Consider the following 23,794-nt stretch of genomic DNA (forward strand, 5'->3'; position numbering starts at 1 on the left):
ACCCACTACTTAAGCAGACATCCGGTAATTATTGTGATTAGAGGCGCGCGTCGCCGATTTCGGCGCCGATTTAGACGACTTGTTGATACAGCGTCCGGAAATTGCGACGGCGTGGTCAAGCCATACTAGTGCCTTCGGCACATGGAAACATTGCTTTATTTACGGGTTTGCACGTAAAATTATGACAGCCATCTCGAGCAAGACTGAAACTGTAGGACAGGAGTTTATATGAAGCGCTCAACAGACCTGGATGATTTCGACCGCAAGATTCTGCGGGCGCTGCAGGAAAACGCCGATTATTCCATGGCTGAGCTTGGAGACAAAGTTGGCCTTTCCCATACACCTTGCTGGCGCCGGATCAAGCGCCTTGAAGCCGAGGGTATCATCCGTGGTCGCGTCACTCTCCTTGATCCGCGCAAACTTGACTTAGGGGTCACAGTATACTGCTATGTGACGATTCAAAACCACGACGAGGATTCACTGAACAACTTTGAATCCGCGGTGCAGGATGTTCAGGAAGTTGTGGAATGCTACTCCACCAGTGGCGACAAAGACTATGTTCTGCGGGTAGTGGTGGACAGCGTTGAGCATTACGAGCAGCTGCTGAAGCGCTCTCTCGTTCACTTGCCCAATGTGGCTTCTGTGAATTCTACCTTTGCATTGAAGCAGGTTAAGTACACCACTCAGCTTCCGCTCTGATTTTTTTGCTTCGAGCTCCGATTTTTTTTACGGAGCTCTGTTTTTAGCTTTGTGGCGGCCAAGTACCGGGGATTTGTTTTTGAAACCGCCATGAATACGTCCCTGTAGGCTGCGTCGGAAACATCCCTGTTTCCGACGCTTTCAAAAACAAATCCCCGGCACTTGCCCTTCAATTCGAACTATCAGCGCTGCAATTAGTATCCGGTGGCGGCAACGCAACATAACTAGCTACGAAGCTTTAGCCGTTTAGCGATCTGCAAGCCTACTGACCACCTCGGCCAGAACCCGCTCCAGATCACTTCCGTCGCAATCCACAACAATATCCGCGTAACGGCGATAAAGAGCCTGGCGCTCTTCAAACAGTTCATCAAAACTCTGCCCCGGCGCCTTCGCAATACCGCGGCTTTCATAATTGTGAATCCTCCGGCGCAATTCATCTGCCGTGCAGTTGAGAAACACCGCGGGGCCGAATTTCAGCAGGTTGTGCATACCTTCTTCGCTATACACCGCACTGCCACCGGTAGCGATGACATGATTGGGCAGTACCGCCTCGGCAATCACCTCCCCTTCAATACGACGCAGGTTCAGATAATCGCTTTCATTCATGATTTCCTGCAGGGTTTTGTCTTCCCGCAGCTGGATCAGCACATCCGTATCCACGAAATCCTTCGCCAGCTCCTTCGCCAGCAACACCCCAAGCGTACTCTTGCCGGCACCCGGCATTCCTATCAGTACCACACTGCCCTGTTTACTCATTGTTATCCGACTTCCAAATTGACGATCAAACGACAGGTCCGACGACTCAGTCTCCACGCCGCGGCAAAATAACAGACCGCAGCCACCCCAGCAGACTGTTGCCGGTGAGCAGCATTTTATCCAATTCATCCAGGTTGTGCGCCTGCCGGAAACTGTCGGCAAACAGTGCTTCGCGGGTGATCATCCGCCGGCGGGAATTGATCTGCTTGATCTCGCGTGCCGGATTGCCAGCAACCACGGTATTTGCGGGGACGTCGCGGGTCACGATACTACCCGCCCCCACCACCGCGTTATCGCCGATGGAAACGCCCTTGCAGATGATCGCGCTGTCACCAATCCAGACATTGTTGCCAATGGTCACAGGTGCGGTGCAGCGAAAAGGACGGGTGCGATTGTAAAGGCCATGCCAGTCGGAATCGGAGATATAGGCATTGGCGGCAAGCATGCAGGAATCGCCAATTGTTATGGATTGCCCGGCGGAGATGCGTACGCCCGGGGAAATCAACACATAGTCACCAATGGTGATATGGGCATCGCCGCCGCGGTGGCCCATGGCGGTAAAGCGGATACAGTTATCCGGGGTGGAGATCAGGTGCGGGAAGTTGCCCAGACGAATGTTGTTGCCGAATACCTTTACCGATGCAGGATGCATCACTTCCGGTTCGCGGCCGATGGCATCAAACTGAGGCAGCAGAAAATGTCGGCAGCGCCAGTTGCGATACTGCAACATCAGGCGCTTGAGCCAGTAAGGTCTATGATCCTTTCGCATATTTATTTTCGTATCGTCAGCGGAAATTATCGACTGAATTATTTTCAGATTTTTAAATGCGGCTATTATTTGCCAACAGATTTGCACCCTGAGTGCATTGCAAACCTGGTAATCCACCGCTACTGTCCTGTGCAATAAACAAAGCCAAAGAATGACTATGGAAATCTCACACTCACCCGAACAACCTCTCGAACTGCCCCTGGATATCGACAGCATCAAAGGCTTTCTCGACCCACAGGAAGGCGCCGCGCTCTATCGTCTCGCGGCAGAGGCTAGCGATCTCGGCCCATGCCTGGAAGTGGGCAGTTATTGCGGAAAATCTACCGTTTACCTGGGCAGCGCCTGCAAGCTGATGGGCAACACCCTGTTCGCAGTAGATCACCACCGCGGCTCTGAAGAACACCAGCCCGGTGAGGAATACCACGACCGCGATCTATTTGACGAGCGCAGTCAGCTGATGGACAGTTTCCACAATTTCCGCAGCAATATGCGTGCGGCAGACCTGGAAGAATGCGTGGTACCGGTAGTGGCATCCTCCGCGATCGCAGCGCGCCATTGGAACACGCCCCTGGGCCTGGTATTTATCGACGGCGGTCACTCGCTCGAAGCGGCGATGACCGATTACCGCTGCTGGTCCCGGCATGTCGTGCCCGGCGGATATCTGGCCATTCACGACATTTTTCCCAATCCCGCGGATGGCGGTCAGGCGCCTTTCGAGATCTACAGGCTGGCGTTAGCTTCCGCTCAATTCGAGCTGGTGGAGATGGTCAAGACGCTCGGTATCCTGCGGCGTATCCAGTAACGCCACCCGGGTAAACAGTGTGCTGGCGGGGGTAAGGCCTGCCAGCGCATCTGCGGCGAGCAGCATGGCGCCTACCGTCCAGGTAGTTTTTTCCTCGGGCCAGATTGCGTTGTCGCGAAAGACATAGCCGGTCCAGTAACCGCCATCCCGGTCCTGCCAGCGGTGCAGGCCGCGATAGAGCTCTTCCGCCCTGTGCACTTCGCCCGCGGCGACCAGCGCCATGGTGAGCTCACAGGATTCCGCGACGGTAACCCACGGCTCATCGCTCACACAGCGACAACCGAGCCCGGCCACCACAAATTCATCCCATTTCTGACGTAAACGCGCCCGCGCATCACCGTCTTCAAATACTCCGGTGAGCACCGGGTAAAACCAGTCCATGGAAAAGCGTGCCTTGCTCTCCCAGGTACGATCAAAGCGCTCCGGCATTTCCCGCAGCGCATACCCCAGCTTTGACCGTGCAACTTTCCAGCTCGACGTCGATTTACCCAGCACTTCCGCGATCTGGATACCGCACTCGAAACTTTTGTAGATCGATGAGCAGCCGGTAACCAGCGCATCCCACATGGGCTCGCCCTGTGCGTCCACCGCCCACTGAATATCGCCATGCTCCGACTGCAGCGCCAGGACAAAATCCAGAGCTTTCTCCACCATTGGCCAGAAGCGCGACAAAAAGTCGCGGTCGCCGGTAATCAGAAAATGATGCCAGATTCCCGTGGCAGCATAGGCGACAAAATTGCTTTCACGGCGCTCGCGATTGTCTACCTCACCATCTTTGTACGCCGCCCACCAGCTGCCATCCGCGAGCTGCTCCGCAGCCAGCCAGGCGTAGGCTTTTTCCGCAGCATCATATTCACCGGCAATACTGAGCCCCATCGCCGCTTCCACGTGATCCCAGGGATCCGCGTGATGGCCACCAAACCAGGGGATGCAGCCGCATTCCAGCTGCTGGGAAAGAATATACTCGGCACACTGGCGAATAAAATTCTTGGGAAATAGAGGCAGCTCTGTACCCGGCGAAATAGCTGCAGCCACTGTACGGCTCATGCAGCCACCTCGCTATGGGGTTCCCGGCCAGTTGCGTGCCGCAACATCTCAGGGGAAGATTCATGGACCTGATCCCGGCTCGCCGGTTTTACAAAATACAGCGCGATACTTTTACCCAACACGGGATTGAGGAATTTTTCCAGCCAGCGTGTCAGCCGGGGTTTCTGCATCAGGTCCCATACCAGCAGGCGGTGATATGCGCTTACCAGAGGCTGGTCTTCGCGCCCCCAGAACAGACACTTCAACCACCAGTAAGGCGCGTGTAGTGCGTGTGCCTTGTGGCGGGCGAAATACTGGTGCCCATACCGCTCGACACTATGCCGCAACTGCTTTTCACGAAAAATCCGGATATGCCCGCCTTCCACCTGGTGATAGGCATCGGACAGTTTCCAGCAAACCCACTCGGGGAAATACGCAGGAACCGTCGCCGCAAAAATTCCTGCAGGCTTCAGCACACGGGTAATTTCTGCCAGCACACCCTCATAATCTTCAATATGTTCGAGCACTTCGGAGCAGATCACTGCATCAAAAAAATTGTCCGCAAACGGCAGCTGCAGCGCATCACTCACGCTAAACAGCAGGCGACCGGATGACTGATTGCCGGCGATAAATGGCTCCGCACGTGCACAAGCGGTGGCTATATCCCGCTGACTCAGATCCACTGCGAAAATATCCACGGCATCAGTGAGCATAAGATGAATGGCGTGGCGTCCTTCGCCACAGCCGAGGTCGAGAACCCGCTGTCCAGGCCTGAGGCTCAACAAATCAGGATTGACGGTAATCATCAGGCCGCCTCCCCCCGATTGCCGACGCCACTGGGAAAAGCAGTGCGGGAAATCCGCGAGCTGCCAGGATTTTTTTGAGCCTGTAGGTCTTCGCCATTGCCCGCGACGTCAGTATTCATTCCAGGCTCTGCGGAAATTCCGATGATTGCCCGGTAAAACGACACCAGGTGTTTAGCGGCCACCTGCCAGGAAAACTGCTGTTCAATTCTTCTGCGCCCAGCCGCACCCATTTCTGCACGCAGCGACGGATCTGACAACAGGCGCTCTATGGCGCGGGCGAGCGCACCGCTGTCTCCCGCGGGCACCACGATACCCGCATCGCCCACCACTTCCGGCAGCGCCCCGCCGTCACTGGAAATCACCGGCACACCACAGGCCATGGCCTCTCCCGCAGGCAGGCCGAATCCTTCGTACAACGAGGGACAAACCACCATCCCGGACGACGCGTAGTGCTCGACCAATTCCTGATTGGAAATGCCGGAGACAAAGCGCACACAGTCGTGCAGTTTCAGTTCTTGTAACAGTTTTTCAGTGGCACCGCCCTTTTTCAGCTTGCCAACCACCAACAAGGTTAGTTGCGGGTATCGACCGCGCAGCAGTGCCACCGCCTGCAACAGAAAGCGCAAGCCCTTGAGCGGCTGATCCGCGGAAGCCGTTGTCATGATCTGGAAAGGGTTGGCCACAACCTGAGGTTGGGGGGCAAAAATGTCCGTATCGATACCGTTGTAAATCAGCTTCAATTGCGACGGCGCAACGCCAAATTGCTCGACGATATCGTCAAAGGATTGTTTCGAAACAGTGACGATATGCTTCAGGCGTCGGGACACCTTGATCTGCATATTCAGAAAACTGTGCCAACGGCGAACCAGCAGCCGATAGAACCAGTCCGGCGCTGCATCCAAAGCCAGCTGACGATCGCGGGTAATCGGATGATGAATGGTTGCAACTACTGGAATCCCTGTTTTTTCAATGTCCAGCAGTCCGTAACACAGCGATTGGTTATCGTGCACCACGTCATAGTGATTCCCGTGATGGCGCAGATAACGGGCGACTCTGCGCCCGAAGGTATACGGTTCGGCGAATGCGCCGGTCAACTTGCCAAACCACTCGTAAAAATCTGCCCAACTGAGTAAATGCCGGGGCTTTAGTGCACGGGTTGGATTTTCGTGTTCGTACAGATTGAGCCCTGGCATCTTGATCAGACGCACGCGGGGATCAAGTTCGGGATAGGGCTGACCGGAAATGACATCGACCTTGTGACCGGCATCCACCAGAGCCTTGCTAAGGTAGTGGAGATATATTCCCTGGCCACCACAGTGGGGATGGCTGCGATAGCCGAGTAAACAGATATTCAGTGGCCGGTTACTGGCCGTCGGACCGTCTGTACGAGTTCCCAAGGCGGTCATAGATTCCCCAGATTTATTGTTTTGGCGGACGCACAAAAAACAGGCGTCTGAAGAAGCGAAGAATACACCGGCAAGGAAGTGACTGCCAGACCGAATCCGTCCACACCAGAGGCGAGACCAATCAGTCTAAAGAATTGCAGATTCCGCGATCAATACTCGAAACACAAACACCCCGGGACCCATGTCCCGGGGCAAAAAGTCTGGAGCATTCGTCAACGATCAGAAGCTGAACTTGTAGCCAACACCCAAATTAAAGATCCAGGAGTCGTACTCCATATCTTCATTTACGCGAACACTGACCCCATCCCCATTCACCGGCTCGAATGCGTCAAAACCGATTTCCACGCGGGGATCAGCATCGATGTACTTGGCGGATGCATTGAACAACCAATTGGCATTGCGGCCAAATTCTATATCCACACCAACTTGAGCTGCCCAGCTAAATGAGCTGCCGAAATTCACTAGACCGCCGGGGTCTCTGACCACCTCACCATCTGGCCCAACAAACGAAAGGTCAACCGTTCTCAGGTAATCCTGATCTATATCGGTGTAGTTAACGCCAATACCGACATATGGCTGCACCCAGGATTCAACACACACCGGATACCAGTTCACAAACAGCGTGGAGACATTGGTATCGAAGCTGCCAATACTGCCTGCCGCAGACCACTGGCCATAGTCTGGAGCAGAAATGCTGGTGACCACATTGGTATCGAGGTCCGCCCCATCCATATACCCAAGTTCAACGGCCCAGTGATCAGCCACAAACAAGGTGCCGTTGATAAACCAGGTTGTGTCATCGTCGAGGTCCAGGAAAGTGTCGACGGTGACCGGAATCAAGGGAGCATCAGGATCAATCGGATCCTCTACAAAAAACGTGTCACCCCTGCTAAGCGCATCGTCAGTAAGATCCATATAGGCAGCGCCGACACGGACGATAAAATCTCCGCCTTTGAAATCGGCAAGCGCAGGTGTCGCCGCACTCGCGGCGGCAATCGCCAGTGGTACAAGAAGGGACTTGGTTCGCATGGGTAACTCCTTTTAACTCTGAAATGCTCCATGGCCGCCGGGGCCATTGCACAAAAAATGACCCGCGCGTACGGTTAGTTTCAGTATAGGTGGAGTTTTCGAGAAAACCGCAAGTACTGCCTAAGCATTAGCTGACATATGGGAAGAAATTTCTGCAAGATCGTATTCATCAAAAAAAATGCCCGCCATAAGGCGGGCCAGTTTTCTCGAACACACTTTCAGGAGGAGAGTTTGCGACGCGCTGTGTACGCGTGTGCACAGCCGCCTCTCATTAGGTATAGCAGAGCAATTTCCACTGCCTACCCCCCTGTCATCAAAGCCGTTGATTACTGGTCGCAATCCACGCCTGAAAATTCACGGTCAGCACGTCAGACGCGCTGCAGGTAGCTCTCGTATTCCACGTCCGTTACCCTGGCTGCGATTTCATGTAGCTCCTGGCGTTTCAACATCACAAACAGATCGACGAATTCAGGATCGAAATATTCCTTCCAAAGCTTGCTTTCTTCGAACTGGTCGATCGCATCACTCCAGGTGTTCACCAATTGATGTTCGCTTTCAAGTTGATAGGCATCGCCTTCAACCGGCTCCGGCGGTTGCAGGCGATTTTCCAGACCATGGCATACGCCGGCCAGGATAGCCGCCAGTACCAGATAGGGGTTCACATCGGCACCGGCAATGCGGTGCTCGATACGCCGGGCATGGCAGTCGCCGGCGGGAATGCGGAAGGTTACGGTGCGGTTGTCATAACCCCAGCACAGGTTCAGCGGCGCGTAAGTGCTCTCCTGGAAACGCCGGTAGGAATTGCTGTGGGGCGCGAAAATCGCCATGGAATCATTGGCCGTCGCCATCATGCCGGCGACCGCCTGTCGCAGCAGGTCGGTACCCTCTTCGCTGCCATCGTCAAACACGTTATTGCCGTCCTTGTCTTCCAGACTCAGATGCACGTGCATGCCATTACCGGAGAGATCTCCAAACAGCTTGGCCATGGTGCTGACACGCAGGCCGTGACTGCGGGCCACACCCTTCAACAGCCGTTTGAACAGCAGGGTCTGATCCGCCACTTTTACTGGATCATTACAGTGCAGCAGGTTGATTTCAAACTGGCCGGGAGAATACTCGGAAATGATCGAATCAGCGGGGATATCCTGGGCTTCACAGGCAGCGCGCACGTCGGCAAAAAAATGCCGCTGGGAATCGAGTTCAGACAGGTCGTAAACATCGGTGGATGGAACAAGGTCGGAGTCATTGTCACTGACCGGCCGGGGATGCCCCAATTCATCGGCTCCTTCCTGCAGGAGGTAGAACTCAAGCTCGGTGGCACATACTGCCTTATAGCCGAGACGCTCTAGTCGCGCGACAACCTTCTGCAGCTGAGAACGGGGATCGGCGAACAATACGGTGCCATCCGCTTCGAACAGCTGCATATGCAATTGTGCAGTCTGCTCCCTATGCCAGGGCGCCATATGGATGGACGACACCGGCATGCAGATGCCATCGCTGTCGCCACTGGCAAAGACCAGCGGATTGTCTTCTATGTCGCGACCCCAAATATCCAGGCTAACGGCACTGCGCGGCATCTGCAGTCCGCCGCCGAGTAATTTGTGTGCAGAATCCGAAGGCAGCCATTTGCCCCGGGGTACACCATTGATATCGAAAACGAAGCCCTCAATCCATTTCAGTTTCGGGTGCGCGTCAAGAAAAGCTTCAGACGCTGCAAGCAATTCCTCGGACGGCTCATATTTTTCTTGTGCTGCCATAACCAATTCACTTCTGGGGGGTATTTTTTCCCCCGCCCGCGCGAAACATCACACGAGCGGGTTCCTTGAGACGCAGTTTACGCCATAGCCATGGCAGTATCATCCAGCGCACGACGAGCCTTTTCGACCAGCTCGTCGATCTGCCCGGTGGTTAGGATCAGCGGAGGAGCAATGATCATGGTGTCGCCGGTGGCGCGCATTACCAGACCGTTCTTGATACTCATATTGCGGCATACGGCACCCGCGGTGCACTTGTCATCAAAGCGCGCGCGGCTGGACTTGTCTTTAACCAGTTCCAGAGCGCCGACGAGGCCCAGTGAACGCGCCTCTCCAACAATAGGGTGGTCCGCCAGCTCCGCCCAGCGCTTGGCCAGATACGGCGCGGTGTTGTCGCGTACGTTTTCGATGATTTTTTCTTCCCGCAGGATGTTGAGCGTAGCCAGTCCCGCCATACAGGCGGCCGGGTGTGCGGAATAGGTATAACCGTGGGTGAACTCACCGCCCTTGGACTTGATCACATCGGCCACCCGGTCACTCACCATGGTACCGCCGAGCGGGAAGTAGCCATTGGTCACCGCCTTGGCAAAGGTCATCAGGTCCGGTTTCACACCGTAGTAGTCTGAACCAAACCACTCCCCGGTACGGCCAAAACCAAAGATCACCTCGTCCATCACCAGCAGGATGTCGTACTGATCCAGTACCTTTTTCACTTCCGGCCAGTAGGTTTCCGGCGGGATGATCACGCCACCGGCGCCCTGGATCGGCTCGGCGATAAAGGCCGCCACCTTGTCCGGCCCAAGCTCCTGGATTTTCTCGTCCAGACAGCGGGCGGCATAAATACCGAACTCTTCCGGGGACATGTCGCCGCCCTCACCGAACCAGTAGGGCTGCTGGATATGCTCGATATAGTCCAGGCTCTGGAACTGTTTATGCATTCCACTCATGCCGCCAAGGCTGGCGCCACCAATGGTAGAACCGTGGTAGGCGTTATTGCGCGAGATGATGATGCGTTTTTCCGGCAGGTCTTTCAGATCCCAGTAGCGGCGGATAATGCGCAGGTTGGTGTCATTGGCCTCGCTACCGGAGCCAGTGAAAAACACGTTATTCATGTGCGCGGGCGTCACTTCCGCGAGCAGGTCCGCAAGCTCGATGGACGGCACCGTGGTGCACTGGAAAAAGCTGTTATAAAACGGCAGCCGGTTCAGCTGCTCGTAAATGGCCTCGCTAATCTCCCGGCGACTGTAGCCGAGGTTGCAGCACCACAGACCGGACATACCGTCGAGCATTTTGTGACCGTCGATATCGGTGATGTAGACACCTTCAGCACTGGTAATCAGACGGGTGCCCTGTTGGCCCAGGTCGTGAAAATCGGTGAAGGGATGCAGCAGGTGCTCGCGGTCATGCTGTTGTAGTTGGCTCTTGTTCATGAACTCACTCCTGTTTCCTACCATGCGCCTGCAATCTGGATAACGGCGGGCGCCCTAAAATGTGATCACATTCTAGAGTGACCCGACATGAGAGTGCAACCACCTCCCGCAGAGTGCTCCTATTACTCCACCACGGACTTGCGACCGGCATAACTGAATTCGCAAGTTTCCGGCCACGGGCAGCCAGCCTACCCCGGCCAAACGTCCAGAAACAATATAGTCAGCGGTACCGCCATCACCGCCCGAGCGCGGTGATGGGAAATTTCAGCAAGGTATGCAGAGAGGGACTTCGGATCAGATTGCGCAGTCGACAGCATCCAGCAGCATATGGGTAATCAGGCCGATACCCAGCCAGCGCACCGGTTTCCAGGGCAGGAACATCATGGCGCCGTAAAACGAGATGGGGAACATTGTGTGCAGCGGGTGGAAATTGATACTGCAGCGACCCGGATCGTATACCGGGTTAGCCAGCAGGTGATCCAGGTCCACCAGGTTGGCGGTCAGCATAAACAATGCGGCTTTCTTCCACTCGCTGCGGAAGAAAAACCAGGCAATTGCCACTGGAACAACGACATGTAAAACGATATGGAGGTAACTGAACATCAAATCGGCAACAACTCTTCTGCAGAAATAGAACCCAGGCCTTCTTCGATATCCTGGCGAATGGCGGTACGCACCCGCTGCTCATCTTTTTGTGCGATGGCTTCAATCAGATCCTGGTGGCGATCCGGCAACTCCTGTACACCGAAGCGTTGAAACACCAGGTGCTGGAGTGGCGCTGTCTGCAGCCACAGGCTTTCGATCAGCGACAGGATGATATGCGGGCGACCGAGGCGATACAGGGTGAAGTGGAAGTCCAGGTTGCCGGTGACGTATTCCTGGATGTCATTTTTCTTCAGCGCCGCGGTGACCCGGTCATCCAGCGCCCGCAGGGTCGCAAGCTCCCCCTCTGTGACAAATGGCAGCGCCTGGGCCGCCGCCTGGCATTCCAGCGCCACGCGGGCCGCACAGATTTCATCCAGCCGTTCCCGGGTCATGCTGGGCACGGTAACCCGACGGGTATCGGAGAGCTCCAGTGCGCGTTCGGAGGTGAGGCGGCGCAGCGCCTCGCGCACCGGCATCGGGCTGCAGTTCAACTGCTCGGCCAGCCCGCGGATGGTGATGGCCTTGCCGGGCAGAAACTGGCCCCGCAGTAAGGCGTCGCGCACCTGGTAGTACACGCGCTCCTGGGTAGTACGAAAATCTTCCTGCGGCTCGATAAATTCGGCGTCCATCACTTGCGGTCCCGCGTCAAAGGATTCAGTTAAAGGAAACCCGCCAGGAAACGCTAGGCCGTTCAGGCGGACATCGCCAGCGCCAGCTTGTGCGGCGCCTGATCACCACCGACTTCGATGAGTTCGTCGGCAATGGCGCCAGTTTGCCACAATTCGTAGAAATCCTCCGCAACCTGTTTACCGGCCTCGGTCACCGCATTCCAGTAGCGCAGACGCTCCTCGGTGGTGAGCTTCACAAAGTCATCCCGATCCGGGATCTTGCCGTAAGGCAGCTTTGCCACCCAGGCGGGCGACGGCGCCACCAGAATGACATTTTGCATCGCACCGCCGCGCACCCAGCGCCAGCGGAAGCTTTTGTCGAACCAGCCGGGCACCATATAGGGGAAGAAATGCGGGTAAAGCACCAGCCCATCCGGATGCTCGAAACCCAGGTCGAAGTGGTAGTCGGTAATGCCGCCGTCGCGGTAATTGCCCGCCGGCGCTCCCGCCGGGGTGGGTACGCCGGCCATAACCAGCGGGATCGAACCGGAGGCCAGTACTGCCGGACAGACGTTTTCCGGATTCAGCGGTGTATTGACGGTGGACAGGTTGCGGAAAGTGATACTGGGGCTATCGCCCGTATGGAATACCACCCGATCCCAGAAGGCGCGCAGGCTGCGGCGACTGACCGCATTGGCCAGCGCCGACGCCAGCAGCGCCGGAGCCAGCACGGCCTTCTTTTCGCTCGCCAGTGGCCCGCGCCCACGAACGGTGACGAAATGGCTGCGCCACACCGGGTTACTCGCCACCTCTTCGGCCCCGGCGCTGCCAAGAACGTCGAGCAGTATCCGCTCCCCGGCAGCGGTAATTTCTGCTGGTGTCGGACGCGCACTGTCATAGGTCTGGTTGATATACCCGTACTCCAGCGTTTCCAGCGCCGCCATGGGGTTGGAATTGGCGTAGCACATGTTGCGGAAGCTGCCGATGGACGAGCCGAGGGTCGCGATAGGTGCACTGCGATCGCGAAAAAATTCACCGATCAGCACCCGGTCCAGTTGACTGATCACCAGCCATTTGGGCCCGCCGGACGCCCCTACCTGCGTAGAGATCATATCCGGGCGCAAGCCCTCTTCCCTGATCCGGCCAGCAGCATTACTGCCCGCCAGGATCACACAACTTCTCGCTTTACTCACGCTCACCCCTTCAACTACGTATATCTGCTTGTCCGCCAGGCCTGATTACCATTCCCCGGTATTTGGCATGGAGGCCCATGGCTCCTGCGGCCCGAGTGGTTCGCCTTTCTGCAACAACTCGATGGAAATATTGTCCGGCGAGCGCACAAAGGCCATGTAGCCATCCCGCGGTGGGCGATTGATGGTCACACCCATGTCCATCAGGCGCTGGCAGGTTTCGTAGATATTGTCGACGCGATAGGCCAGGTGACCGAAGTTGCGTCCGCCGCTGTAGGTTTCCGGATCCCAGTTATAGGTCAGTTCCAGACAGGGGCGCTTGTCGCCATTGGCGGATTCGGCATCGCCCGGCGCGGCAAGAAATATCAGAGAAAAGCGGCCTTTCTCGTAATCATTGCGGCTAACCTCATACAGACCCAGCTTGTCGCAATAAAATTCCAGAGATTTTTCGAGATCGGTGACTCGCACCATTGTGTGCAAATATTCCACTGCAACGCCTCCTTTGTGGGATTACAATCCCGATACATCAACAAGGTGACTACTTTAGTCACCAGACAAAAAGTTACCAGCGCGAAATGTACCAAAAATACTATCGACATTTTTTACAGGCCGCCCAAAAAGCAGCCTCCGACGCTTGCGACCTGCCAGTTCTGCACATGGCATGCCACTCTCACCACTACTGGCCAGACGTCACCCTGGACGCCGTCAACGCCTACTGGCAGGACGCCGCACAGATGGCCGACAGCAAGTGGGAGAAAATTTTCGGTGAAAAGATACCCGCCTTCCAGCGCGGCATCGCCAGTGCCCTGAATCACCCGGCACCGCAACAGATTGCGCTCGCCCCCAACACCCACGAGCTGGTGTACCGGCTGATCAGCGCCTTTGATCTGAACCAGCCTCTGCGTATTCTCACCACCGATGGCGAATTTTACAGCTTCGCCCGCCAGCTGCTGCGCCTGGAAGAGCTCCCCAATGTGGAAGTGGTGCGCGTGGCCACACAGCCATTCGCCACCCTGCCCCAGCGCTTCGAGCAGGAACTGCAGAGCGGTCGTTACCATCTGGCTTACGCCAGCCAGGTCTTTTTTGATTCCGGCGTGGCCTTCCCGGGCCTGCTGGAATTGGCCGCGCGCAAGCCCGACACCACCCAGATGGTGATCGACGGCTACCACGCGTTCTTCGCGCGTCCCACAGATCTCTCCGCCATCGCCGACAAGGTCTTCTACACCGCGGGTTCCTACAAATACCTGGGTGCCGGCGAAGGCATGTGTTTTATGACCATTCCGCGCAATTGCGAGCTGCGCCCGCTCAACACCGGCTGGTTTGCGGAAATGGCGGAGCTGGAAAACCGCGCGGAAGGTGTAGGGTTTGGCAACGACTGGCTGCGCTTTGCCGGCGCCACCATGGACTACTCCCCGCTGTACAAGGCCCTGGCGGTTCTCGACCTGTACGAAAGTGAAGGTATTTCAGTAACCAGCATCCACAATTATGTACTGGGCAATCAGCAGCGCTTTCTCGCGGCCATGGACGACGCACAACATCCGCTGCTGAACCACGACAATCTCATCGCCCACGATCTGGAAAATGGCCACGGACATTTCTTCACCTTCCGCTGCGGCAGCGCGGAAAATGCAGAAAAATTGCAGGAAGAACTGCGGCAAAAAAATGTTCTGTGTGATCGCCGCCAGCAATTATTGAGGCTGGGTTTTGCGCTCTACCATCCGCAAGAGGAAACCTTCGCGCGCCTGTTCACCTGATATTCATCTTTCCGGCGCAACAATGAGCACCGTCAATGATGTTTTACTGGCAATAAAAGGATTCGCCATGCAAAAGACTCTGAAACTGTTTTCCGCCGGCCTGCTTGCAGGCCTCGTTGTATTCGCTAGCGGCTGCGGCAGTGATTCCGACAAGCGCCCGTCCGGTACGCTGATTTCCATCTCCTCCCAGGGTGAAGCCAGCCAGGCCCCGGACATCGCCAATATTTCCGCCGGTGTTGTCACCGAAGCGAGCGAAAGCAGCGCGGCCATGCAGGCCAACGCTGAGCAGATGGACAAACTGATGAAAGCCATTAAAAAGGCCGGCATCGCAGACAAAGACGTACAAACCAGCGGCATTAACCTGATGCCCCGTTACGACTACCAACCCAACCGCGAACGCCAGCTACTCGGTTACCAGGCGCACAACACCGTCAGTATTACCGTGCGCAAGCTGGATGAACTGAGCAAGGTGATCGATCTGCTCACCGCCGCAGGCGCCAACCAGATCCATGGTCCCAGCTTCTCCATCGGCGAGCCGGAACCACTGCTGGCCGAAGCCCGTGAAAAAGCTCTGAAGCAGGCCCAGGCCCGCGCGAAATCCTATGCGGATGCCCTCGGCACCAAGGTACTCAGAATCGTGAGTATTTCTGAAGGCAGCCATGGCGGCATGCCACGGCCGATGATGCGCGCAGAAATGGCTTCCGCCAAAGACAGTGCCAGCACGCCGATTGCAGTGGGAGAGACTTCGGTTTCAGTGAATATGGAACTGGTATTCGAACTGGCGAAATAAATCGAAGCTAAGTCTTCAGACCACTAAACGTGGACGAGAAGGTGGCGATACCGGGTACAGGGTTGTGAGACCTTCCGCGAGAGGGACCTCGCGGAAGAGCCCCCAGGGATGGGTTCACGGCGCGTCTCACAACCCTGTACCCGGTAGCGCCACCGCCACCGATCTAAAATGCAGCGCTATTCAGGCTGTTTGAAAACTTCCCCACCTTTCATCACAAACCGCACCCGCTCCAACGCGGTAATGTCTTCCAGTGGATTGCCAACCACCGCGATCATATCCGCCCACTTACCCGCGGCAATACTGCCCAGTTGATCTTCCACTTTCAAAAGTTGCGCGGCATTCAAGGTGGCTGAACGAATGGCGTCGGCGGGGCTCATACCGCCCTGCACCATCAGGGAAAATTCTTTCGCATTGTCGCCGTGGCGGCTGACCCCGGTATCGGTACCGAAGGCAATTTTCACCCCCTTCCGGTGGGCACGGTAAAACGTATCCTGGATAAGAGGGCCAATTTTCGCCGCCTTGGTGCGCACCATGTCCGGAAAAAACCCCTCCACCGCAGCCTTCTGGGTGACCCAGTCCCCCGCCATCAGCGTGGGCACATACCAGGTGCCGTGCTCCCGCATCAGCGCCATGGTTTCCTCATCCATATAAGTGCCGTGTTCGACGGAATCCACCCCGGCGCGGATCGCCCGCTCCATACCTTCCTTGCCGTGGGCGTGGACTGCCACGGTAAACCCATAGTCCTTCGCGGTTGCAACAATCGCCTCCAGCTCATCCTGCATGAATTGCGGATTCTGGCCGCTCTTGGCAACACTCAACACACCGCCGGTGGCGGTGATCTTGATCAGGTCCGCGCCGTCTTTGTAGCGCTGGCGCACCGCCTCGCGGGCGCTGGCCACGCCGTTTACCACACCATCGGCCGGCCCCGAGCTGCCCATCAGGTCCTGGCGATAGCCATTGGTGGGATCGGCATGGCCGCCGGTGGTGGCAATGGATTTACCGGCGGTGTACACCCGCGGGCCGACAATGTCGCCGCGATTGATGGCATTGCGCAGGCTCAAGGTGACATTTTCCTTGTCTCCCAGATCCCGCACGGTGGTAAACCCGGCCATCAGGGTACGCTCGGCGGTATTGACTGCGCGCAAGGTGTAATCGGCCGGGTTCCAGGTAAAGGTTTCAACATAGGTACGCGGGCCGTATTCAAAGGCGAGATGGGTATGCATATCCATCAAGCCCGGCAGCACGGTAAACGCACTCAGGTCGATCACGCGCTCGCCGTCGCGCCTGGTAAACCCGCGTTCAACGGATTCCACCCGGTCATCGACGATATGTACGGTGCGCTTTTCGTGCAGACGGCCGCGTTCGCTATCGAACAGCCAGCCCGCGTGTACCGCGATATTTTCCGCGCTTGAAGCCGACGACCAGGCGAGAACGACGCTTGCCAACAGACGGCTGAAACCGCGCGTTACAAAATACGATTTTGCTAGATGAGTAGTCATTGGGCCCCCGGATCTTAGTGGGCCGCGATTTCAGCCGCCCATTTTTATACTGTTTTTTTACTTATTGATCATGACTTCACTGTCGGTCACAAAAAAGGCGCGATCAATGTAGCGCATTTCCGCGATATAAAAAAAGCCCGGTGCTATCGCAACCGGGCTTTCGACAAGCCCCGCTAAGGCTATTCAGTGGTGGGAATGACTTCCACCTGCCCGATACCAAGTGCCTCGATGTCTTTCTGGATCTTGCTCAGGTCGCCAACCACCATCCAGGTAAACTGCTCCGGCGCCAGGTATTCCTTCGCCGCCGCCGCCACCTGTTCCTTGGTCAGGGCACTGACCCGCTGGGGGTAGTCCGCGATATATTCCGGCGGCAACCCTTTTTCTACCTGCCAGGCGATGCTTGAAAGCAACTGCCCTTTGGTCTGGAAGAGCGCACTCTGCTTCAGCACTTCATCGTCCTGGTAGTCCTTGAGCTCCACTTCCTCGATCGGCCGCGTACTCAGATAGGCTTTGTACTCTTTCAGTAATTCCTGCATGGCCTGCGCGGTCTTGTCGGTCTGCACGGGCGCAAACACGATGTACGGGCGCTGTGCCTCCGTATCCAGGGAAACCGCACGCGCACCGTAGGACCAGTGCTTCTCCTCGCGCAAGTTCATGTTGATACGCGAAGTGAATTTTCCGGCGATGGCGGATGCCATCGCATCGAAGGCCTCGGCTTTTTCCGGTGTCCACTCCGGCATCACCAATCCCGCCATGATGAAGCTCTGTTGCGCGCCCGGGCGGTCGAGCAGGTAGATACGCGGTTTTTCCGGTCGTGCAACCTGCGGGATATTCAGTTTCGGCACCGGATCTTTTGGTGCGCGCCAGTCGCCCAGGGTATGGTTCAACAGTTTCTGGAGTTCATCCTTGGTGATATCGCCCACCACGGTGAGCTGGGCGTTGTCCGGGCGCAACCAGGTCTCGTGGAATTTCAACAGGTCGTCGCGGGTAATCGATTCGATCGCCTCCGGTGTTCCCGAGCCTGTCAGCGGCGCACCGTAGGGGTGATCCTTGCCAAACAGCAACGGAGGCAGCTTTCGCATCGCCAGCCCCTGGGGCTGCGCCTCTTCCTGTCGAATGGAGTCCAGCCAGTTGGATTTGACCCTGGCCAGGTCCTCTTCCGGAAATAGCGGACTGGAAATAACATCGCGGAACAGTTCCAGAGAGGATTCCAACTGGGATTTAAGCGCACTGAAACTCAAGGTGTTGTAATCGAGGCCGCTGCCGGCGCCGATACTCGCGCCCAATTCCTCCTGACGGGCACTGAACGCCAAACTGTCGTATTTGCCCGCGCCCTCACTCAGCATTCGCGCCACCACGGATGCAAGGCCAGGCTTGTCGCCATCGGCGGAAGCACCACTGCGATACTGCAGGCTCATGAGAACAACGGGGGTATCGTGACGCTCCGCCAGCACTACCTTGAGCCCATTGTCCAGGGTGAAGGACTGCTGTTGTGGAAGCTCGAGCTCCACGGTTTTGTCTACCACCGGCAGTTTGCTGCGATCCACATCTTCGCCGGCAACCGCGTATTTATCCTTCGGTTGTATCACCAGCGTGAAGTGCTGCGGCTTCAGCCACTTCTGTGCCACGTTTTGCACATCGTTGACGGACACCCTGGCGTAATCATCAAGTCCCGTCACCAGCGCGTTGGGGTCTTCGTAATAGAACTCCGAGCTGGCGAGAATATCGGTCTTGCCGCCGAAGCCACCGATTTTTTCCAGCCCCTTCACCAGACTGGCGAACTCGCTCTGCTTGATACGCTTCAACTCTTCCACACTAACACCGGTGCGGGCGAACTCTCGCAATTCCTTATCGAGTAACTTCTCGACCTTTTCCACCGACACCCCGGGTTTCACGTCCACCATCAATATCAGCTGCCCGGCCAACTGGCGGCCGTAATAAAAGGCGCTGACGCTGGTGGCGACCTTTTCATCCCGCACCAGGCGGCGGTACAGCAGGGAATTTTTTCGATTCGCCAGCAGGGATGTGAGAAGATCCAGGGCGTTTTCTTCGTCACTGCCAATGGCCGGCACATTCCATACTTTGTAAATTCGCGCCTGGGGCACCTGGTCGGTGACCTCGAGACGCTTGTTGACCTGGTTTGGAAGCTCCCAGTTCTTCAGCTCCTGCGGCACCGAGGTACTGGGAATGCCGCCGAAATACTGGCGGGCTTTCTTCATGGCCTCCTCGACCGTGATATCGCCGGCGATGGCCAGAATTGCATTGGCGGGCTGGTAGTAATCGGAAAACCACTGCTTGACGTCGTCGAGACTGGCGTTGTCCAGGTCTTCCATGGAGCCGATCGTGGTCCACGAATACGGATGGTCTGAGGGGAAAGTATTGGTGGCAATCAAGTCAAACGCCTGGCCGTAAGGCGCATTTTCACCCTGACGTTTTTCGTTCTTGACCACGCCGCGCTGCTCGTCGAGCTTTTCCTGGCTGATGGCGCCCTTGAAATGCCCCATACGGTCCGATTCCATCCACAGCGCCATATCCAGCGCGCCCTTGGGGACGGTTTCAAAATAATTCGTGCGATCGTTATTGGTGGTGCCGTTCATATCGGTGGCGCCGGAGCGCTGGAACGGTTCGAAGTACTCGCCGGGGAAGTTTTCCGAGCCGTTGAACATCAGGTGCTCAAACAGGTGGGCAAACCCGGTTTTGCCGCGGGTCTCATCCTTGGAGCCCACCTTGTACCAGATATTGATCGCCACCACCGGTGCTTTGGGGTCTTCGTGAACGATGACGGTGAGGCCGTTGTCGAGAACTTCCTTGTGGTATGGCAGCACGATTTTTGGCGGCTCCACAAATGCGTCATTACCACTGGCGGCTGCCTTGCTGCTGGCCGCGGCTTCCTTGTCGACGCTGAGTGCCTTGTGCACCTTATGGTCCGCACCGGTTGCCTCCTGCTGGCGGTCGCAACCAGCCACGCTGCCCAGAAGAAACACGGCTAACAGGCCAGCGGGCCACAGGGCAGTTCGCATATCCATTGTCATCTATCCTGATTTTTCGGTTGCTCTCGGCAAAATTGCACACGGCCGGGCAGAGTCTGCAAAGACAGCTCTCAGACTGAAGGATAGTCGGGAGAAATTCCCCAGGTCAGAAGCACCGGCAAATGGGGCAAGCGGGTAAAAGTGTAGGCGAAAAAACGGGCGCCGTAGCGCCCGAAAAATACTTCACAGAGAGACGATTTGTCGTCAGGGATTGCGGATCACGCACAGGTTTCCTGTGCGGATCGGCTTAAGCAGCGGCGGAATCCGCCTTGTTCAGTGCATCCTTGTGCCCAAAGCGCTCTTCGGCAATACGGTCGGCCACGTGTGCGGTGGTTTCACCGGTTTCATCGGCGCGCTGGAAAACTTCCTGCATGGTGGTGCCGATGGTTTCGATGTGCGCCTTCACTTGCTCGGCGTTGTATTCGCCCTGCTCCTGGCCGACCTTCTGGTAATAGACATCAATGATGCCACCAGCGTTGATGACATAGTCCGGCGCATACAGGATGCCTTTCTCTTTCAGCACCTGAGCGTGGCGCTCTTCCGCCAGCTGGTTGTTGGCGGCGCCGGCGATGGCACCCACTTTCAGACGGCTGATGGTGTTGTCGTTGAGGATGGCGCCCAGCGCACAGGGGGCGAACAGGTCCACATCCAGATCGAAAATTTCGTCGGCGCCCACCGCAGTCGCACCCAGCTCGTTGACGGCGCGATCGATGTTGTCCTGGAAAATATCGGTAACATACAGCTCCGCACCGGCGTCCTTCAGCAGCTTGGCGAGGCGGAAGCCCACATTGCCCACGCCCTGGATAGAAACCTTGAGACCGTTCAGATCGGTGCGACCCCAGCGGTGTGCAACCGCAGCCTTGAGGCCCACAAATACACCGTATGCGGTAGACGGAGACGGGTCACCACCATGTTCCTGGCCTGGAATCACACCGGAAACGAACTGGCTGCGCTCGCCGATGATTTTCATATCCGCCACGCTGGTGCCGGAATCTTCGGCCGTGATGTATTTGCCACCCAGGGTATTGAGGAAGTCACCCATGGCACGCAGCAGTTCCGGAGTCTTCTGCTTGCGCGGATCGCCGATGATCACGGACTTGCCACCGCCCAGCTTCAGGCCGGCCATCGCGGATTTGTAGGTCATGCCGCGGGACAGACGCAGTACGTCTTTCAGGGCCTCGGAATCATCCGCATAAGGCCACATACGGCAGCCGCCGAGGGCGGGGCCGAGATTGGTGTTGTGGACGGCAATAATGGCCTTCAAACCGCTTTTGGCGTCGTGGTAAAAGGCCACTTCTTCGTGATTATCGTATGCGGGGTGGGAAAATATGCTCATTTCTATCCTCTCCGGAGGCCGGTTTTACAACGGCGCCAGACTCGGCCGATTTTGTCAGCTCCATCCGCAACCGCGCTTTATTCTAGGCCCCTAAGAATATAGCCTCCAGCACCGTACGGGCATTGCGTTCTTTGCGCCAACAGACCCATCGGTATAAACCACATCCCACATATCGATTTTTATTAGGATGAAACAACTCCAGGTAATCATCACCGCCAAATGGTCACCAAACATACAGCAATGTATCCCCCGCCTAACTGGTCTGTAATCCTCCGTCTGGTAGAATCCGCGCCCAAACAGAACTTCCTCCACGCAGAGAAGCCAACCGAGAAACCACCAGAGAAGCCTCCATGCTGAATGCCGACGCCCTCAAGCAGCTGACCCAGTTGAAAACCGAAATCCGCTCTTCCAAGGAATTTGCCGAGGGGCGTGTGCGCGGCAGCAGCGGCAAGTTCGGGTTTGTGGTGCTGGACGACGGCCGCGAGGCATTCCTGCCGCCGGCGGAAATGGACCGGGTATTCCCCGGCGACCGGGTGCGTATAAGCCTGACCGAAGAGGAACAGGGAAAGCTCACCGCCGAGCTGGACCAGCTGATCGAATCCAGCCTTACCTACCTGGTGGGGCAATATATCCAGCGGGGCCAGGGCCACTTTATCCAGCCCAGTGAGCCGGGCCTGTCGCGCTGGATCTTCCTGCCACCCAAAGCGCGCGGCAAGGCGCAGCCTGGTGAGTTCATCGCCTGCTCCATCAATCGCCACCCGTTCAAGGACGGCAAGTCCCAGGCGAAAGTGGAATGCGTAATCGGCAAGCCGGACATGGCCGGTATCGAACACGCGTTTATCGTTGCCCAGCACCGACTGCCGAACCAGTTCAGCTTGGCCGCCCTCGAGCAGGCGGAGGCCATCCCGGCGAAACTGGAAGCGCTGTGCGCCGAGCGCAAGGATCTGTCCGATCTGGGCTTTGTCACCATCGACGCCGAGACCACCCGGGATATGGACGACGCCCTTGCCGTCACCGCCGCGGACAACGGCTGGAACCTGCACATCGCCGTGGCCGACCCTTCCAGCCTTATCGAACCGGGTTCGCCCCTCGACAAGGAAGCGCGCCAGCGCGCCAACAGTGTCTATCTCACCGGTGAAACCCTGCCGATGCTGCCGGCAAACCTGTGCGAAAACAGCTTCTCGCTGCTGGCGGGCGAGCTGCGCCCGGCGCTGGTGCTGCATATTGCCATTGGCAGCGACGGCGCCCTCAATGGCTGCGAATACGAATTCGCCGCGATCCGCTCCCAGCACAAACTGAGTTACAACCAGGTGGCGCGCTTTATCGAAGGCGACGACAGCGCGGTGCCCGCGGACCAGCAGCAGAGCCTGCGCCTGCTCGACGCCCTGAGCAAAGCCCGCACCAGCTACCGCGCCGGTCACTCGCTAATGATGGAAGACCGCCCGGACTACGAGCTGATCCTGAATGACCAGCGCAAGATTGAGCGCATTGAAAAGCAGGAGCGCACCGCGGCCCAGCGCATGGTGGAAGAAGCCATGCTCGCCACCAACATCTGCGCCGGCGAAAAGCTCGCGGAACTCGGTGCCGGTTGCTTCTCCATTCACCTGGGCTTCCGCGACGAACGCATGGCGGAAATTCGTGCGCTGCTGAAAGACGCACTGCCCGAATACGCGGAGCAGGATCTGCACCAGCTGGACGTCTATCTGAAACTGGTCAAACACCTCGAAGGCCACGCAGACGCGGAAATGAAAAACGTGCTGGCGGTGCTGAAGCGCATGTTGCGCCCGGGCGAGTTATCCAACAAGGCCGCCCCGCACCTGGGACTCGGCCTCGCGCACTACGCCACCGTCACCTCCCCTATCCGCAAGTTCAATGATCTGCACAACCACCGCGCCCTGCGTGCCGCCCAAGCTGGCAGCGAGCTTCCGTCACTCAACGACGAACAGGGCGAAGCCCTGCAGCAGAGCGTGGCCACCGGCCGTCAGGCGGACCGCGCGCTGCAGCAGTGGCTGTATTGCCAATACCTGGAAGGCAAAGTGGGCGAAACGTTCACCGGCAAGATCACCCTGGTAAACGGCGCCGGCATCGGCGTGCGTCTCGAGGAAAACGGCATCAACGGCTTCGTGCGCTTCAACGGCAAAAAGAATCCGTTCGAGTTTGACGGCAAGCGCCTGCGGATCACCCGTGGCGATGAGCGCTTCCAGCTGGACCAGGAGGTACAGGTGAAGGTGGGTGCGGTGGATACCGACAAGCGCCGCATCGCCCTTGAACTGGTGACGGATACGCCGGACCAAAGCCAGGTGGATGCAGCACCCGAGCAGGCCGACCACACTGCCGAGTAATTCCGTCACTACAATTTCAAAAGCGCAATTTCACACACAGTTCCAGCCGCGGCGCCAAAAGCACCGCGGCTTTTTTCGGCCCAACCCGGATCGCGGTCATAACCCCCGGGCCCAAATATAAGGA

20 protein-coding genes are annotated in these 23,794 nt (G+C 57.1%); 5 read left to right on the forward strand and 15 right to left on the reverse strand.

From position 1 onward, the window contains the following. The first annotated feature begins 228 nt into the window (after positions 1–228). The gene (locus R5R33_RS02405; RefSeq protein ID WP_318954470.1) at positions 229–699 is read left to right on the forward strand and encodes an Lrp/AsnC family transcriptional regulator; all 471 of its coding nucleotides are present in this window, start codon (positions 229–231) and stop codon (positions 697–699) included. 246 nt (positions 700–945) lie between these two features. On the opposite strand, the gene R5R33_RS02410 is transcribed toward R5R33_RS02405, so the two are convergent. After that, positions 946–1,455 (reverse strand): shikimate kinase, encoded by a 510-nt coding sequence (locus tag R5R33_RS02410; protein ID WP_318954471.1) that lies wholly within the window; start codon positions 1,453–1,455, stop codon positions 946–948. Positions 1,456–1,501: 46 nt separating this feature from the next. Next, the gene (locus tag R5R33_RS02415) at positions 1,502–2,224 is read right to left on the reverse strand and encodes an acyltransferase (protein ID WP_318954472.1); all 723 of its coding nucleotides are present in this window, start codon (positions 2,222–2,224) and stop codon (positions 1,502–1,504) included. A gap of 157 nt (positions 2,225–2,381) precedes the next feature. Here R5R33_RS02415 and R5R33_RS02420 point away from each other — a divergent pair, with 157 nt between their 5' ends. Continuing rightward, complete coding sequence (locus R5R33_RS02420; RefSeq protein WP_318954473.1) at positions 2,382–3,026, forward strand: class I SAM-dependent methyltransferase; 645 nt, start codon at positions 2,382–2,384, stop codon at positions 3,024–3,026. Here the strand turns inward: R5R33_RS02420 and R5R33_RS02425 are convergent. The 10 genes from R5R33_RS02425 to R5R33_RS02470 all read right to left on the reverse strand — a co-directional run bounded on the left by R5R33_RS02425 (position 2,958) and on the right by R5R33_RS02470 (position 13,409). Continuing rightward, a complete protein-coding gene (locus R5R33_RS02425; protein WP_318954474.1) occupies positions 2,958–4,073 on the reverse strand; it encodes a prenyltransferase/squalene oxidase repeat-containing protein in 1,116 nt (371 codons plus the stop codon). The genes R5R33_RS02420 and R5R33_RS02425 overlap by 69 nt on opposite strands. Continuing rightward, positions 4,070–4,858 carry a class I SAM-dependent methyltransferase gene (locus R5R33_RS02430; protein ID WP_318954475.1) on the reverse strand — a complete coding sequence of 263 codons (789 nt, stop codon included), beginning with the start codon at positions 4,856–4,858 and terminating at the stop codon, positions 4,070–4,072. Before R5R33_RS02430 ends, R5R33_RS02425 begins: the two co-directional genes overlap by 4 nt. Beyond that, on the reverse strand, positions 4,858–6,264 hold the full coding sequence (locus tag R5R33_RS02435; protein WP_318954476.1) for a glycosyltransferase family 4 protein: 1,407 nt from the start codon (positions 6,262–6,264) through the stop codon (positions 4,858–4,860). The genes R5R33_RS02430 and R5R33_RS02435 overlap by 1 nt, the downstream gene beginning before the upstream one ends. A 219-nt stretch (positions 6,265–6,483) precedes the next feature. Then, complete coding sequence (locus tag R5R33_RS02440; RefSeq protein ID WP_318954477.1) at positions 6,484–7,293, reverse strand: OmpW/AlkL family protein; 810 nt, start codon at positions 7,291–7,293, stop codon at positions 6,484–6,486. A 368-nt stretch (positions 7,294–7,661) separates the two neighbouring features. Then, positions 7,662–9,050, reverse strand: a complete 1,389-nt coding sequence (locus tag R5R33_RS02445; RefSeq protein WP_318954478.1) for a glutamine synthetase family protein — start codon at positions 9,048–9,050, stop codon at positions 7,662–7,664. Between the two features lie 77 nt (positions 9,051–9,127). Further along, the gene (locus tag R5R33_RS02450; protein ID WP_318954479.1) at positions 9,128–10,477 is read right to left on the reverse strand and encodes an aspartate aminotransferase family protein; all 1,350 of its coding nucleotides are present in this window, start codon (positions 10,475–10,477) and stop codon (positions 9,128–9,130) included. A 294-nt stretch (positions 10,478–10,771) separates the two neighbouring features. Then, a complete protein-coding gene (locus R5R33_RS02455) occupies positions 10,772–11,080 on the reverse strand; it encodes a DUF6122 family protein (protein ID WP_318954480.1) in 309 nt (102 codons plus the stop codon). After that, positions 11,080–11,751 carry a GntR family transcriptional regulator gene (locus R5R33_RS02460; protein ID WP_318954481.1) on the reverse strand — a complete coding sequence of 224 codons (672 nt, stop codon included), beginning with the start codon at positions 11,749–11,751 and terminating at the stop codon, positions 11,080–11,082. Before R5R33_RS02460 ends, R5R33_RS02455 begins: the two co-directional genes overlap by 1 nt. 62 nt (positions 11,752–11,813) lie before the next feature. Further along, positions 11,814–12,923: a hypothetical protein gene (locus tag R5R33_RS02465; RefSeq protein WP_318954482.1), complete on the reverse strand. Its 1,110-nt coding sequence runs from the start codon at positions 12,921–12,923 to the stop codon at positions 11,814–11,816. Positions 12,924–12,968: 45 nt separating this feature from the next. After that, entirely contained in the window at positions 12,969–13,409 is a 441-nt protein-coding gene (locus tag R5R33_RS02470) for a VOC family protein (protein WP_318954483.1), read from the reverse strand. 167 nt (positions 13,410–13,576) lie between these two features. On the opposite strand from R5R33_RS02470, the gene R5R33_RS02475 reads away from it, so the two are divergent. Together R5R33_RS02475 and R5R33_RS02480 are read left to right on the forward strand one after the other, a co-directional pair. Further along, positions 13,577–14,674: a hypothetical protein gene (locus tag R5R33_RS02475; RefSeq protein WP_318954484.1), complete on the forward strand. Its 1,098-nt coding sequence runs from the start codon at positions 13,577–13,579 to the stop codon at positions 14,672–14,674. A gap of 67 nt (positions 14,675–14,741) precedes the next feature. Beyond that, a complete protein-coding gene (locus tag R5R33_RS02480; protein ID WP_318954485.1) occupies positions 14,742–15,464 on the forward strand; it encodes an SIMPL domain-containing protein in 723 nt (240 codons plus the stop codon). Between the two features lie 176 nt (positions 15,465–15,640). Here the strand turns inward: R5R33_RS02480 and R5R33_RS02485 are convergent, their stop codons facing one another. The 3 genes from R5R33_RS02485 to R5R33_RS02495 all read right to left on the reverse strand — a co-directional run bounded on the left by R5R33_RS02485 (position 15,641) and on the right by R5R33_RS02495 (position 21,328). Further along, the gene (locus tag R5R33_RS02485) at positions 15,641–16,963 is read right to left on the reverse strand and encodes a metal-dependent hydrolase family protein (protein WP_318954486.1); all 1,323 of its coding nucleotides are present in this window, start codon (positions 16,961–16,963) and stop codon (positions 15,641–15,643) included. 179 nt (positions 16,964–17,142) lie between these two features. Beyond that, positions 17,143–19,989, reverse strand: coding sequence for a M16 family metallopeptidase (locus tag R5R33_RS02490; RefSeq protein WP_318954487.1), 2,847 nt, complete (start codon positions 19,987–19,989; stop codon positions 17,143–17,145). Between the two features lie 250 nt (positions 19,990–20,239). After that, entirely contained in the window at positions 20,240–21,328 is a 1,089-nt protein-coding gene (locus tag R5R33_RS02495; RefSeq protein WP_318954488.1) for a Glu/Leu/Phe/Val dehydrogenase dimerization domain-containing protein, read from the reverse strand. A gap of 350 nt (positions 21,329–21,678) precedes the next feature. Between R5R33_RS02495 and R5R33_RS02500 the strand changes: the two genes are divergently transcribed. Then, positions 21,679–23,670: a VacB/RNase II family 3'-5' exoribonuclease gene (locus R5R33_RS02500; protein WP_318954489.1), complete on the forward strand. Its 1,992-nt coding sequence runs from the start codon at positions 21,679–21,681 to the stop codon at positions 23,668–23,670. The last annotated feature ends 124 nt before the right edge of the window (positions 23,671–23,794 follow it).

Source organism: Microbulbifer pacificus (genome assembly GCF_033723955.1).
In the GTDB taxonomy this organism is placed as follows: domain Bacteria; phylum Pseudomonadota; class Gammaproteobacteria; order Pseudomonadales; family Cellvibrionaceae; genus Microbulbifer; species Microbulbifer pacificus.